Raw genomic sequence first — 15129 nt, forward strand, 5'->3', positions numbered from 1 at the left:
ATTGCTGATTGACAAAAACTTGTATCTACAATGTAGTAGAACTTTTGAGTAATTTAAATGCTGTATCGCCCGCACTGATGTATGTTGTTCCGGGAAGAGGTCTGGTGCGAGGGCCGGGGAAACGGTATGGTTTTTGTGACTGAGTTAAAATAAAAAGTTGCAAATCATCCCATTAATTTACCCCTGTTTAATTACATGAACGACTTTCCGATTACTGTCAAGCGATCCATTGAATTACTCGGCCTGGTACTGCTGGTGGCAGTACTGGCAGTAGGCAGTGATATTCTGATGCCTATTATCATGGCCTTCTTTATCAGCCTTGTGCTGCTCCCGGTTTTTCGTTTTTTAATCAAGTACCGGGTGCCGGAACCGATCGCCATTGTTTTGCCGATATTATTGCTGGTTGTTATTCTGGGATTAATCGTCTGGTTTTTTTCCTCTCAGATCAGAGACCTGGTGGCCGACTTTCCGCAGATCAGAAAGAACATTAATATTCACCTGCAGACCCTGAGCAACTGGGTTTACAAAATCAGTGATTACTCTACCACCGAGCAGGTCGAACTCATTAATAAGAATACAAATGATCTGTTGAGCTTTGCAGGAAAAACTGCAAGTGGCGCAGCTGTTACGCTCAGCTCGCTGTTCGTATTTCTCGGACTGCTCCCTATTTACATTTACCTCATCCTTTTTTACAAAAGCATTTTACTGCGCTTCATTTTCATGTGGTTCAAAGAAGATCATCATGAAAAAGTAAAGGAAGCGATTTACGAAACAGAATCTATTATCAAAAACTACCTTGTCGGACTGATGATCCAGGTTACTTATATGACTGTTTTGGTAGGCGGTATTTTGATGGCTGTGGGGATAAAACATGCATTGCTGATCGGTGTAATTTTCGCATTTCTTAACCTGATTCCCTATGTGGGCGCGTTGCTGGGAAATATCATCGGCGTTCTGATTACGCTGACGTCATCAACCGAGTTATGGCCGATTGTAACCGTACTTTGTGTAATTGCAGGTGTACAATTTCTTGATAACAATATACTGATGCCGCGCATTGTAGGCTCTAAAGTCAAGATCAATGCATTGTTCGCCATCCTCGGTGTCATTATCGGCGGCAACATCGCGGGCATATCCGGCATGTTCCTTTCCATGCCTATTATTGCGGTCCTGAAAGTGATATTCGACCGTACTACCCTGTTCAGGCAGTGGGGAGTACTGCTTGGGGACGAACGTCCGCCGCGCAGCCCGATGACCTTCCCGGTATTCCGGAAGCGAATCCCGATCCTGAGCAAAGGAAGCGTTCCCAAGAATTAAGAGCCACAAAAAAAGCCTGTGAAGACGATCTTCACAGGCTTTTAACTGCATAATCTATTTTCTTATTCCGCAACAGTCTCAGACTTTGGTTTGCGTCCGCGGCGTTTGCCGGTGTATTCAGGTTTTTCTTCATTGGAGGTCAGTTCCAATTCAAAACCGGTTACACCTTCCTCGTAATTAAAGAGCGTAACAACAAACTCATGCTTTGTATTGGCAAAATCAATGCCGCCTTTTTGCAGGATCAATGACAATGGAACCACATAACCACGGCCGCTTTTCACCAGTGAAAAAGAATCAGCATCCGTAGTCGGAATCAGATAAAGGTATTTCATTTTTCTTTTACCGTCCTGTGTTCCGATCTTGAAGTGTGCAGCGTCCGGCTCTATACCGAGTTCCTCAAGGGTTTTGGAAGGGAATACCAATTTCCCTGATCCTGAGATATAGCCGCCTGGTTTTGCTTGTGATTTGGTCTCTGTTTTAGGTGCGTTTTCTTCCGGTGAAAAGAACTTAATTGTCTTCGGCTTCATAATTAAATGGGTTATAACATTATTATAAATTACTTCTACAAAAGTAATGGAACATTTTATTTATTCTCACTTTTGCATTCGCGAAATTAAAGTAGTTTTTTATTATAATGTTTATAAACCCATAAACTATTCGCCTGCATCAGATTTCTCTTAACGCTCTTTTCTTCTTTTTCAAGTAAATAAAAGCGGATTGCATTACCCCCCAAACTTCTGGAAAGCAATACAATCCGCTTGTAAAACGATTACCGATAAACCTGTTTAAGGCACCAGGATTCTGCCTGATGCATTTCCCTGCGCACCTTCCGCTTTAATCATATAAGTTTGATTGGGTAGCGAAATTGCGTTTCTAAACGTAGTATTTGCATGACCATTTTCATCGGTTATACATCTTACGGATGCTATTGTTTTACCGAATGCATTTACGATATAAACTTTGACACTTTCGTTTTTTGCAAAATTTTCAAGTTGCACGGAAATGTTTCCGCTCACTGCCGGATTCGGAAATACCACAAGCTTCCGTTCCGTTGAAAATAATTGCGGCAACTCAGCCGCTACCCTTGCCGTGGTACCTGCCGGTGACGAGACGATACCTTTGTAAGTCGTATTTGTTTTGGAACCGCCCGTGTAGAAGAGCATGCCATTGAGGTAGGCTGCCACGCCCGAGTAACGCCCGGCCGGCAGTGGCGTGAGGCTTTCCCAGGTATTGGTTGCCGGAGAGTACGCCGACACCAGCCCTACCGAGGTACCATGCTGTGTTTCTCCTCCCATGACAATCAGCCTGTTTCCTGCAATTACCACACTCGAAGAAATATGCCCGAGCCCGTAGGTGCCCGGTGCAGGCAGGTCGGCCATTTTGGTCCAGGTATTGGTAGCGGGATCATAGCAATGCACGTCCTTCCTGGTCGCAAGTTTTTCGTCATGGCCGGTCTGACCTCCGATGTAGTAGATCTTTCCTTCAAAAACAGCAGTACCGGCATGCTGACGCGGCGTAGGAAGCGGCGCAAGTGTTTTCCAGCCTGCTGCAAGGTTGTCGAGGTCAAGTACATAATGATTGCCCAGGTCCTGCGTCCGTGCAGCATTCGTACCTGCTATGTGGTGCAGCTTGCCGGCAACATATTCCAGCTGGCCTGCTGCAATGCGGATCGGAAGGTCGGGCAGTTTTGAATACGTGTTTTGAGAAACATTGTATTTCCATACCTGCTGCACCCCGAATGTCTGCCCGGTACCATCTGCATTGGAAGTATATCCCCCAGCAAAATAAATGTCGGTACCATCTGTGCCCACACCTGCATGGGTCACCCCACCATAGTTTGCCCCGTTTGGCGTATGCGGAAGATTGGCAATCGCCGTCCATTTATTGGATGCCGGATCATACATATAGGAGCGGAAAGTAGGCGTAAACTTGACCTTCTGCGTATCGAACCCGCCAAAGGAATACAGTCGCCCGCCGACCACTTCACCCTGGGCCTCACTCACGCGGTAGGGCTGGGATGCAGTGGTAGTCCAGGATATGTTTGTAAATGCCTCGGGCACAGGCTGACCATTTACCCGTACCACAGCCGTGGTAGTGTCGCGGGTCGTGCCTGAGCTTGCCACGATCGTGATCCTGAATTCCTGCTGACTGTGGTGGTTGAGCCTTTTACCGGTTGTCAATGCACCGGATGATGCATTGAGGCTGAACATCCCATTGGTATTTCCTGCGATCATCTGGTAGGAAACCGGGCTTCCGCCCGAAGCTCCCGCACGCACACTGCCTACCTGTGAACCTGCCGGACTGCTGTCCACGACCTCAAAGTCGTAGCGGGAAGCATCGAAGTACAGGGGCCGGCTCACGCCGAAGTTGTCAAAATAATAGTTTACAGGCTTGCTGCCATTTCGGTGGGTGGCAAACAATCCAGCATAGGCGCTGCCGCCGGTAAGCCCCATGTCTGCAATGCTGAGCTCTGCAGCCGCATACGCTGCACCCACATTGGAATACGACGCCCCCCCATTGGTGGAGTAGTAACCTGCTGCCTTTCCGGTTTCAGGATTGATCACCATTCTGAGCCGGACGGTTTTGCTGCCTAGTCCGCTGACGACGCCTGTCTGCCGCTGGTCGGGATTGGACGTGCCCGTGGTTTTATTGGAAAGATCATTCAGCTCACGCCGGAACTCAAACCTGTTTTCAGTGACAACCAACTTGATGTATGTTTTCTCACCGAGCCCGAACCAGATACCCGCCTGCTCATCCTGCGACCCATTGAACGGGTTGATCAGGTCTGCCACGATTTCCAGTTCATTGCGCGCATCAACCTGCACGCCCAATGTATTAAGCTGGTTGTTATTATCCAGGTAAGCGATGCCTTTGGTAGACTCTACTTTCAGCTGACCGCCTGTCACCAGCAATTTGGAAGGCAGGTAGGCAGGAAATGATGCATTGGCAACCGCGCCGTCTGCCGCCAGGCGGCTTCCGGTATAATGCTGCACCATCCTGAAACCGGTACCCGCGCCTGCGGCATCCTGAATGGAGTTGGGCACGGAGCCCGCAAAAGTAAGCCTGAACGGCAGCGCAACCCTGACGCTGTCGCAGGGCAATGTGCTGTTGGGGAGACAATCCTGTGCGTTTACAGCAGGAGAACAAACGATGGCACCAGCGCACATCTTAAAAAATAAACGGGAACTGAGGCCGCTGTACCGGGCGAGCCCTGACCGTAATACGGCCGGGAGGTAAAATTTTTCAATCATTAAAAAGAAGCTTTAAGGAGACGAATTGGATGAACTGAAAGAGTTATACAGCTTCGCTGTTTAAAACCGTGTGCCAAAAACATCTTTACAGCTGGTTCTCAATGAAGTGGAACATTGCCCCTACAAAGCCCCAACTAGTTATGTGGAATAAGCTTCTCAGCACATCGGGATTGTACCGCCGGCTGCATACGTAACTGTTTGCTCCCCTAACACTTACCTGTAAACGCAATCCCGCTGATGTATCAGAATGGTAATTCAAATCCAGGTTCTGCCCTCCCAGAAGCTGATGAAATTTCGCGCCAAGTGGGGCGGAAAAAAATACCCGGGTCGGTAGCTGCTGCGGGAGTGGCGGCCTGTAAAGTGTAACTGCTGTTTACATCAAAAAGTGTGTACAGGAGCTTGCAGGGGCATTTAAATCCAGCCAGGCGGTAGTTAAAAATAATTCGCCCGCAGCTGATTTTTTTTCTATAATCAGGTGAAGATTCTATACTTTTAATGCTTGCGCAAGACCTTGCGTGTTCTGGTACTTCATCAACACACCTTCCAAACAACCGCATAACAGCTTTTTACAACCAAGTAGTTTTGAATGAGCCATCTCTCCCTCTCTTCAGAGTCTGACAATGCAGTGGATTACCGCAGTATTGTTCAGGCTTCACCCGATATTATTACCCGCTGGAATACCGACTTCGAGCTGATTTATGCCAATCCAACCCTGGAACGGGTTATAGGTGTGGAATATGCCAGGCTGCACGGAACCAAACTGACAGATTCAGTTCTCAATTCCAAAGCTGCCCTGGATTTTCTTTCGTGCCTGCAATCGGTGGCAGCATCCGGCCAGCAGGATGAGCATTACAACAAGCTTACGACCCCGCAGGGCGAGCTGTTTCATCATACCCTCGTCATTCCCGAGAAAGATGCCCACGGACAAGTACAGAGCCTCCTTTGCTTCACCCGAGATGTGACGGGCATGAAGGGCAGTGAGTCGCTGATGAAAACGATGATCCTGGAAGCTCCCGTAGCCACTGCATTGTATATCGGACCGGAGTTGAGGATCAAGATTGTGAACGATACCATGATCAGCTACTGGGGAAAAGACCATTCGGTGATTGGTTTGCCGCTGGCGGAAGCATTGCCGGAGCTGGCCGGACAGCCGTTTTTAAGCCAGTTGGAAGATGTATACTCCTCCGGTACCACTTATACGTCCCAGGGCAGCAGTGCAAACCTGATGATCAACGGCGAGCTCAGGACATCGTATTTTGATTTTACCTACAAGCCCGTCCGCAACTTTTCGGGCGAAGTGTATGCGATCCTGCACATGGCAGTGGACGTGACCGAGGAGGTGATGGCGCTGCGCCAGATCCAGGAGGCGGAGTCGAACCTGCGCAGCGCCGTGGACATGGCCCAGCTTGGTACCTGGGAGCTGGATATGCGAACCCAGCAGATGAATTTTTCGCCCCGCCTGCGCGCATGGTTCGGGATCAGCCCGGAAGAGGAACTTACGATGGAACGCTCGGACAGCGTGGTAGCCAAAGAGGATGTACCCCGCGTGAAAAAGGCCATTGAATCAGCGACAAGACCCGGCTCCGACGGCATGTTTTCCGTGGAGTATGCGCTCGATCCCGAAGTGGCAGGCGAACGCAGGATCCTGTCGGTAAGTGGCAGGGCATTTTTCAATGAACAGGGCATAGCCTACAAAATGAGCGGGACGGTACAGGATGTGACTGCCCAGCGCTCAGTTGAAAAATCGCTGCAGGAGCTCGTGCAGCTGCGTACCGAGGAGCTCGAAGCCGCCAACGAAGAACTGGCTGCTACCAATGAAGAGCTGGAAAGTACCGTGGACGAGCTGGCCAATGCCAATGACGAGCTGACGAAAAGCAACCAGCAGCTGACCCGCTCGAACGACAATCTGCAGCAATTTTCCTACGTAGCTTCCCACGACCTCCAGGAGCCGCTCCGCAAGATCCAGTCGTTCGGGAACCTGCTCGAAAGCCGCTACGGCGAGCGCCTGGGCGACGGGCTCGACTACCTGCACCGCATGCGGGCCGCAGCAGGACGAATGTCCGTGCTGATCGAAGACCTGCTTTCGTTTTCACGCATTTCCAATAACCAGACCAACATTTCGCGCATTTCGCTCAGCAGCGTGGTGCATCAGGTGATCTCGGACCTTGAACTGAGCATTCAGGAATCGGGCGCCATGGTGAACTTTGACAAGCTGCCCGCAATCCTGGGTGACCAGATGCAGCTTATACAGCTTTTTACCAACCTGCTCAGCAACGCCATCAAATTCAGAAAGCCCGACGGTAAGCCCGAAATCACCATTTCATCTGAAGTAGTAGACGCATCGGACGTGCCGCCGCACGTGCATCCTGCATTGGCCTCGCCCAAGTACTACCGCGTTGACATACAAGATAATGGCATAGGGTTCGACCCGCAGTATGCAAACCGCATATTCCAGGTTTTCCAGCGGCTTCACGGCAAAAGCGAGTTTGCAGGTACCGGGATCGGGCTGGCGATCTGTGATAAGGTAGCAGCTAATCACGGGGGGGCGATCATGGCTACGAGCGAGCCCGGTCAGGGCGCTACATTCAGTATTTATTTTCCATATTAAGGTTAAATATAAAGCTTCACCATCTCCCGCCAGAAACGCGGGCGATGGGCTTCCTCACCCCATATAAAAAGCTGGTGGCTCACGCCGATGTCATTCAAAGCGTGGCTGAGCTCTATGTTATTTTCAAGAAAAGCATCCTCCTCCCCTACGGCCAGGATGATATCCATCTGCTGCAAAAGGCTGATAATGCCGGGCTCGGAAAGTCTTGGGATATAATGATTGGGTGTATGGAAATAAATGTTTTCATCATAGTACCCGTCAAATACATCAGGAAAATATTCCAGTGCCCTGGTAAGATCATACCGGGCGCTCATACCCACCACCTTTACAAAAAGATCAGGATGCCGGAATGCAATATTGACTGCATGGTACCCGCCCAGGCTGCACCCGGCCGCGATCAGTCCCGGCGTTTGGTTGTGGGTCCGGATCATCGGGATCACTTCTTCGAGGATGTAGCGCTCATAAAGCATATGCTGACGGATACGCTCGGCCGGCTCGCGGTCTGAGTAAAAGCTTTCCGAATCGTTGCTGTCTACACAAAAAACCTGAATTTCCCCTGCTTCGATCCGTGGCCTCATGGCTTCGATGACCCGCCAGTTTTCCATATCAAAGAACCTCGCCATGCGAGTTGGAAAGAAGATGACGGGATTGCCCCTGTCGCCGAAAATGAGCAGCTCCATGCATTTACCCAGCACAGTACTGGCAGATTGAAGATATGCCCTGTTCATGACCTTTATATCGTTATGGTTGTGCCGGCGCGCCCAATGCCGCCTTGATGATACGGGTCCAGCATGTGTACCCCTTGGGGCTCAGATGCAGCCCGTCTTCCTCAAACAGTGCGGGATCGGGGGTACCCCCGGCGGTAAGCATCTGCTGGGTAATATCTATGTAATGCTGCGACTCATGCCGGCGGACCTCGTCCTGTATGAGCCTGTTCAGCTCGCGGATGGCTCCGATGATGTTCCAGCGCTGCAAACTCGGTTTGATACTGATGTAGTAGCAGGGTACCTCACCAAATACTTCCGTGATCTGCCGCATCAGGTCGCGGTAGAAAATAAATACCTCCTCGGGATTCCGCCCGTCGCCCAGGTCATTGTCGCCCGCGTAGATCACGATCCTTTGAGGTGCAGGCAGGGGTGCCACAATGCGGTCGAAAAACCAGCAGCAGGCCGCGAGCGTGGAGCCACCGAAACCGAGGTTTACGGGTTTGTACCCGGAGAAATCATGATAAAGGGTTTCCCACTTTGTGAAGCTCGAACTTCCGTAGAAAATAGTTTCCGGTTTGTAGGCCAGCTGGTCTCTTTCCGCCACAACTCTTTCCACCTCCTGTTCATACCAATCCATAAATGTTAATTTTTTCGCAGTTAATAAAGCATAGCGCGCCCCTCCAAAAATATCGTGCAAATGTTACCTGAGTATTACCATACAGATGATTGTCCATTTTGTTATACAGGGTTACAAATGTGCAGCATTTATCGGTATCTTTCTGATTTATAAAACGTACAGGACAAACGCACCTCAACCCCTCCGCTTGCTTATGAAAAAACTTCTGCTTTTTATTTTTTTTACCTCATGTTTCTTCCTCTGTTTGCCTGCAAATGCCCAATCCATTGAAATCAATGGTCCGGCTGGGAGCGGATACTTTGGCGGCCACGTGGTGTTACTTCCCAACGGTAACTATGTAGTCTCAGATGCCAACTTCGACGAAGGCGACAAACAGGATGCAGGTGCCGTATACCTGTACAATGGAAAAACACATGCACTGATGTCCCGGATCACCGGCAGGGCGGCAAATGCTCATCTCGGATTTATCGTAGCGCTGCCCAACAGCAACTTCATCACTTCATCCGTCCTTCCGGAAGGAGGCACGGCATTCACACTCATCAAAGGAAACCAGACCGGCACCGTGGTAGTCACGGCTGCCAATTCGCTCGTCATGAAGGATAAGTATTTGTTTCTTCACTTCCGCAGCAAACCCGATAGCAAGCTCCTAATGGGATTTCCTACCTGGAACGAATCCCGCGGGGCCCTCATCTATTCGGACGGAAATACCCTGCCCAGCGGTCATATCAGCACCAGCAATGCATTTACAGGCACCTACCCCGGGGATAGCGTGGGAGCAATGATGAATTTCACGGACAACAACAAAATCCTGGTTGCTGCGCCTTCTTACCACAACGACCGCGGGGCCGTCGTACTTCTCAGTCAGCCTTTTACGGGCGAGATCGACGCTGCCCGGGCATTGACAGGAACCAGGGAAGGTGACCGGGTGGGCGAGCGTCCGCTGGTTTTAAAAAATGGAAACTTTACAATAGGGTCACCGCAGTGGAATGAGAAACGGGGTGCAGTCACCTGGTACAACATAAGTACGGGACTTACCGGAACTGTGTCACCGTCCAACTCAGTCACCGGTACCTTCCCGGGAGACCAGCTTGGGTACGGCGTATTCGAGTTGTCGGGCGGCAGTTATATTATATCTGCGTCGCGCTGGAATGAGAAGCGCGGAGCGGTCATGCGCTGCGACGGGGTGGCCGGTGCCACGGGTGAAATCAACGCCACGAATGCCCTGGTAGGTTCAGAACCCGGCGACTACGTCGGGATAAACATTTTTCCACTCTCGAATGGTACCTATGTGGTCCAGAGTCCTTCCTGGAACGGCAAACGCGGTGCAGTGACCGTAGGAAATGCAGAGAAGGGCATTACGGGTGAAATCAGCGCGTCCAACTCGCTGATCGGAAGCGATGAAGATGATTGGATAGGTTATCAGATGCTCGATCTTGGTAACGGCCATTTCGTGACCAGCAGCGCGTACTGGCAGCGGTCAACAGGCGCATGCACTTTTATGCGAAGCGGGTCACCAGTTACCGGGATCGTAGGTGAAGCGAATTCCCTGGTGGGGACCAAGTCCGGTGACAATGTTGGCGGTGGTGGAATACATGCACTTACCAATGGAAATTATGTGGTACTCAGCAGCGAATGGAACGGACAGGGCGCGGTGACATGGGGCAGTGGTAAAACGGGGATCAAAGGACTAGTCGGAGCGCAAAACTCGGTGATTGCACACGCATATGGCGGCCGGATTCTGGGCGCAGATCAGCCGGGTGTGGTGCCGCTTGTGAACGGCAACTACGTGATCAATGACATGACGGGCGTCAGGTGGATGGATGGCACCCAACCCTCAACGGGTCCTATCGACAGTACCAATGCATTCGGGGCAGGCGAAAATTCGTGGCCCGGCAACCGGGGCATTTTTCCGCTTACCAACGGGCATTATGTAGTTGTAGGGACCGGCCCGATTTACAATGGAACAATTACCTGGTGTAATGGTACAAAACCGACCACAGGAGCTGCTTCACCAGCCAATTCGCTGATGGGCGACAAAATGTTCGATAATGCCGGAATAAACATCACGGCCTTACCAAATGGAAACTACGTCGTCAGCAGCAACGTCTGGCACAACGCCCCGGGCGCAGTTACCTGGGCAGACGGAACGAGGCCTACCTCTGGGTATATAACCGAATCCAACTCGCTGATCGGAAGTGCTGCTCATGATCAGGTTGGCAGTATCGTGCCGCAAAATGGCGTTACAATACTTCCAAATGGCGACTATCTGGTGGCAAGTCCCTCCTGGAACGGGCGCCGCGGCGCTATCACATGGGGAAGTGCAGCGGAAGGTGTGTCGGGTATGATCAACAGCTGCAACAGTGTCATGGGCGCCAACGTCGATGATAGCTACAATCCTGTCACGGCTTACAGTTCAACCTATGACTACCTGATCGTAGGGCGGCCTTTTGATAACAAGATCGTTATTTTCAAACCCACCCGGGTAACCCTTCCCGAGGGGTACAGCGAGGTCACCGTACAAGTAAATGGAGAAAGCAGCACACAATTCGTGAATGCGAACGATTGTGAAGTCATCTCTTCCCTGCGGGTTTCGGGAGAGCATGCGGCGGCCGGCAACATCCGTGCGAAGGTATGGAAGGAGACTGACGTACCTGCCTGGGAGGGAAGGCCTTTTGTCGGACGGCATTACGAGATCACGCCCGACAACAATGCCGGAACGGCTACCGGAACGGTCACCCTCTACTTTTCACAGGAAGACTTCAATGCATTCAATGCGCATCCGGCCAGCACACTGAAACTCCCTGGTAGCCCGGACGACCTTGCTGCGAGAAGCAATCTCAGGATTGCGCAGTACCACGGTACCAGCAGCGATGCATCGGGTCTGCCCGGCAGCTACGACGGAGCAGAAGTTACGATTGACCCGGCGGATGAAGCAATTGTATGGAACCCGCAGTCCGGCAGATGGGAAGTTACATTTCCCGTCCAGGGATTCAGTGGCTTTTTCGTACACACCAGTATCCCCGCCCTGCCTGTCACCCTCCTTACATTTACCGGAAAAATGGCTGAAAGCCATGTACAGTTGCATTGGGAAACTGTTAGTGAGGTACATGCGCGTGATTTTACCATCGAACGAAGTATGGACGCAAAGACTTTTGAAGCAGTAGGTACGGTGAATGCAGCAGGCAGCAAGACCGAAACAAAGAACTACCAGTTTGCAGATCATACATTACCTTCCTTGCAGCATAAAAAGCTGTACTACCGGCTGAGAATGAATGATGCAGATGGCAGCTATACCTATTCACGGATCATCTCGCTTGAACATGCAGGGGAAGAATCCTACCTGTTTCCCAATCCCGGAGCCGAAGAAGTGAGTATAAATGTTTTTCCCGCAGGCCCGGAGACTGTCTCTGTGCAGCTTTTCAGTGAAAAAGGTATTCTGATCAAACATAAAAAGATGAAAGTATCACCTCAGTCAGGCAGGATCGCGATGAGCCTCGATGGCGTGGCGGCGGGAGTATACTACATCAGGATTACGGGAAAAACGGTGAATCAGAACAAAGCTTTTGTCAAAATGTAAGGTACCCGCTTTCAGGGCAAATGCTTGCAAATGCACGCATTTGCCCTGGTGGATGTTATGCAGGCTTAAAAAACGACGATCAGATGGAACTTGGGATCAGTTCATTTGCAGAAATTACGCCCGACGGCCTGCCCGGCAAGGCAGTGAATGCACATACCCGGATGCAGCAGCTTCTGGAAGAAATCAAGTTGGCCGATGAAGTAGGGCTGGACGTGTATGCGGTTGGCGAACATCACCGGCCCGATTTCCTTATTTCGGCACCGGAGGTGGTGCTTGCCGCGGCGGCCGCCATGACCAAAAATATCCGGCTTTCCAGTGCCGTGACCGTGCTTAGCTCGGCCGATCCCGTCCGCACTTTCCAGAATTTCGCCACACTCGACCTCATATCCGGTGGCCGGGCAGAGATCCTGGCGGGAAGAGGATCGTTCATTGAATCGTTCCCGCTGTTCGGGTACGAACTGGACGATTACAATGCACTGTTCAGCGAAAAGCTCAACTTGCTTTTAGAGATCAACAAAAATGAAAAAGTAACCTGGAAAGGACGCCACCGCGCGCCGATCAATAACCTGGGTGTGTACCCGCGGCCCTACCAGTCCGAGCTGCCGATCTGGATTGGTGTAGGCGGGACACCTGCCTCCGCAGCACGCGCAGGCAAGCTCAACCTGCCCATGACCCTGGCCATACTCGGCGGGCCGCCCGATAGGTTTGTGTCGTTCTCCGATATTTTTCGCCGGTCGGCCCGGGAGGCGGGGCATGATGTTTCCGGATTACAGCTGGGTATCAATACCCACTTTTACGTTGCAGAAACGTCGCAGCAGGCAGCTGACGAATTTTATCCGCCTTATCAACTGCTGATGAACCGCGTAGGCCGGGAACGTGGCTGGTCGCGCCTGACCCGTGATCAGTACGAATATAGCCGCACATACGGTCCGCTCACCGTCGGTAGCCCGGCAGAAGTCACGGAAAAAATCCTGCATTTCCATGAGTTGTTCGGCAATACGCGCTACCTGGCGCAGATGGTCAATGGCCAGGATCTTCCGCATGAGAAGAACCTGAAAGCCATTGAACTGTTTGGAACCATCGTAGCACCGGCCGTGCGCAAAGCATTGGCATTGTCTGGCGAAACAAAAGTGGGCCCGGAAGATAAAGGATAGCCCGCCAGTTGCAGCGTTATGCCTGCTGGTGGATCAGCCCACGACCCTCCTAATGCCGGTCGAGCTGCTTGTCGAGTTCGAGCGCTGCGCTGATCAGGGCCAGGTGGGTAAATGCCTGTGGAAAGTTGCCGAGGTGCTCAGCCTTGTGGCTGATCTGCTCACTGAAAAGACCCAGGTGATTGGCATATCCGTTCATTTTTTCAAAACTATCCAGCGCTTTGGCCACTTCCCCGCTTTTGGCAAGCGACTCGATATACCAGAACGAACACATGTTGAATGTGCCCTCCTCCCCTCCAAGTCCGTCAAACTGGTCGTCGCCATTCCGGTAACGGTACAGGAGTACGTCGAGCCCGAGCTGCTTTTCCACAACCTTCATCGTAGAGAGCCAGCGTGGTTCCAGCGGAGATATGAAATGCATGAGTGACATCAGCAGCACACTGGCGTCCACCTTATCGGCACCCCGGTACTGTACCCATGCACCTACCTCTTCATTCCAGAAGTTATGGTAAATGTCGAGGTAAATCTGGTCACGCAGCTGCTGCCACTCGGCCTGCGGATATGGAAACGACCTGAACTCGGCAATCTTGATTGCCCGGTCCATGGCTACCCAGCACATGAGCCTGCTGTGCAGAAATTCTTTTTTGATGTTCCTGATTTCCCAGATACCGTGATCCGCCTGGTTCCATACCTCCTTCACACATTCAACCTGCTTCACGATGGTCTCCCAGAACTCATAGGTAATGGCTGTGTGCTGCTTGTTGTAGATGTAAACCGTATCAATCAGCTCGCCGTAAATATCTATCTGCAGCTGATCCCGGGCTGCATTGCCCACCCGCACAGGCTTCGATTGTTTGTAGCCTTCGAGGTGGTCCAGCTCACGTTCGTCCAGATCATGCTTACCATCAATCGAATACATCAGGTAAAGCTTATCCTCCTCGCTGCGGTCGTGGATCCATTGCAGGAATGCAGTAGCTTCGTCTGTATATCCCAGCCGGAGAAATGCATACATCGTGAAAGCCGCATCCCGGATCCAGGTAAAGCGATAGTCCCAGTTGCGCCCGCCGCCAATCGTCTCCGGCAGGCTGAACGTAGCCGCAGCCACCATGGAGCCCTGCTCCGAAGATGTCAGAAGTTTGAGCGTGATCGCCGACCGGTTTACAGCTTCCTTCCAGCGTCCCTTGTAGGTCGATTGTGTGCTCCATCCCCGCCAGAAATCGATGGTGTCCTTGTAGGTATGTAACTTGTAAAAATCAATGGGATTGGATTCTTCAATTTTATCGTAACCACATTCCAGTACGAGGTAGGCGGTTTCGGATTGCTTTACTGTAAACTCAGCATATCCTGCATTTTCACGCACTTCCAGCGGCACGTCGGCCAGGAGGCGCAGCAGCGTAGGTTCGGCCGTATCCGACCGGAAGGTCAGCTCGTTGTCTTCCAGCTTGCAGCTATGTCCGACGGTACCATAGTCGAACGCAGGTGCGCAGCGAACCTGGTACCGGATGTTGCCCCGCACACTTTTGATCTCGCGTACAATCGCATTGGATTTGATGGCATGTCCGTTTTTCACAGGCATGTAATCCGTTACTTCTACAATCCCGTCCTCAGAAAAAAAACGGGTGAGCAATACTGCAGTTCCCGGCAGGTAAAGCTGGCTGGTGGTAAAATCGCTGATCATCGGGGCTACCGAAAAACTGCCCCCGCGCTGGTGATCGAGCAAGCTGGCAAATACAGTGGGTGAGTCGAAAGTTGGGAACGACATAAAGTCGATTGAACCATTCATACTGACCAGGGCAACGGTCTTCATGTTGCCGATAATTCCATAATCTTCAATCCGCTGGTATCCCGCTTGTGACTGCATTAGTTCAATTTTGGTACAAC

9 protein-coding genes are annotated in these 15129 nt (G+C 51.3%); 4 read left to right on the top strand and 5 right to left on the bottom strand.

Annotated features, from left to right (window positions below):
• Window positions 1-195 precede the first annotated feature (195 nt).
• On the top strand, window positions 196-1317 hold the full coding sequence (locus HWI92_RS06360; protein ID WP_204661728.1) for an AI-2E family transporter: 1122 nt from the start codon (window positions 196-198) through the stop codon (window positions 1315-1317).
• Window positions 1318-1379: 62 nt separating this feature from the next.
• Here the strand turns inward: HWI92_RS06360 and HWI92_RS06365 are convergent, their stop codons facing one another.
• A complete protein-coding gene (locus HWI92_RS06365; RefSeq protein WP_204661730.1) occupies window positions 1380-1844 on the bottom strand; it encodes a hypothetical protein in 465 nt (154 codons plus the stop codon).
• A 258-nt stretch (window positions 1845-2102) separates the two neighbouring features.
• Window positions 2103-4568, bottom strand: coding sequence for a Kelch repeat-containing protein (locus HWI92_RS06370; RefSeq protein WP_204661732.1), 2466 nt, complete (start codon window positions 4566-4568; stop codon window positions 2103-2105).
• Window positions 4569-5154: 586 nt separating this feature from the next.
• Between HWI92_RS06370 and HWI92_RS06375 the strand changes: the two genes are divergently transcribed.
• Window positions 5155-7176, top strand: a complete 2022-nt coding sequence (locus HWI92_RS06375) for a PAS domain-containing sensor histidine kinase (protein ID WP_204661734.1) — start codon at window positions 5155-5157, stop codon at window positions 7174-7176.
• A 2-nt stretch (window positions 7177-7178) separates the two neighbouring features.
• On the opposite strand, the gene HWI92_RS06380 is transcribed toward HWI92_RS06375, so the two are convergent.
• Window positions 7179-7904, bottom strand: coding sequence for an esterase family protein (locus tag HWI92_RS06380; protein WP_229248997.1), 726 nt, complete (start codon window positions 7902-7904; stop codon window positions 7179-7181).
• Window positions 7905-7917: 13 nt separating this feature from the next.
• On the bottom strand, window positions 7918-8520 hold the full coding sequence (locus HWI92_RS06385) for a GDSL-type esterase/lipase family protein (RefSeq protein ID WP_204661736.1): 603 nt from the start codon (window positions 8518-8520) through the stop codon (window positions 7918-7920).
• Window positions 8521-8713: 193 nt separating this feature from the next.
• Here HWI92_RS06385 and HWI92_RS06390 point away from each other — a divergent pair, with 193 nt between their 5' ends.
• Window positions 8714-12097, top strand: a complete 3384-nt coding sequence (locus HWI92_RS06390) for a T9SS type A sorting domain-containing protein (protein ID WP_204661738.1) — start codon at window positions 8714-8716, stop codon at window positions 12095-12097.
• 83 nt (window positions 12098-12180) lie between these two features.
• Window positions 12181-13251 carry an LLM class flavin-dependent oxidoreductase gene (locus tag HWI92_RS06395; protein ID WP_204661741.1) on the top strand — a complete coding sequence of 357 codons (1071 nt, stop codon included), beginning with the start codon at window positions 12181-12183 and terminating at the stop codon, window positions 13249-13251.
• A gap of 49 nt (window positions 13252-13300) precedes the next feature.
• Here HWI92_RS06395 and HWI92_RS06400 read toward each other — a convergent pair whose 3' ends face one another.
• Window positions 13301-15109 (bottom strand): glycoside hydrolase family 15 protein, encoded by a 1809-nt coding sequence (locus HWI92_RS06400; protein WP_204661743.1) that lies wholly within the window; start codon window positions 15107-15109, stop codon window positions 13301-13303.
• Window positions 15110-15129 lie beyond the last annotated feature (20 nt).

Source organism: Dyadobacter sandarakinus (assembly GCF_016894445.1).
Lineage (GTDB): Bacteria > Bacteroidota > Bacteroidia > Cytophagales > Spirosomataceae > Dyadobacter > Dyadobacter sandarakinus.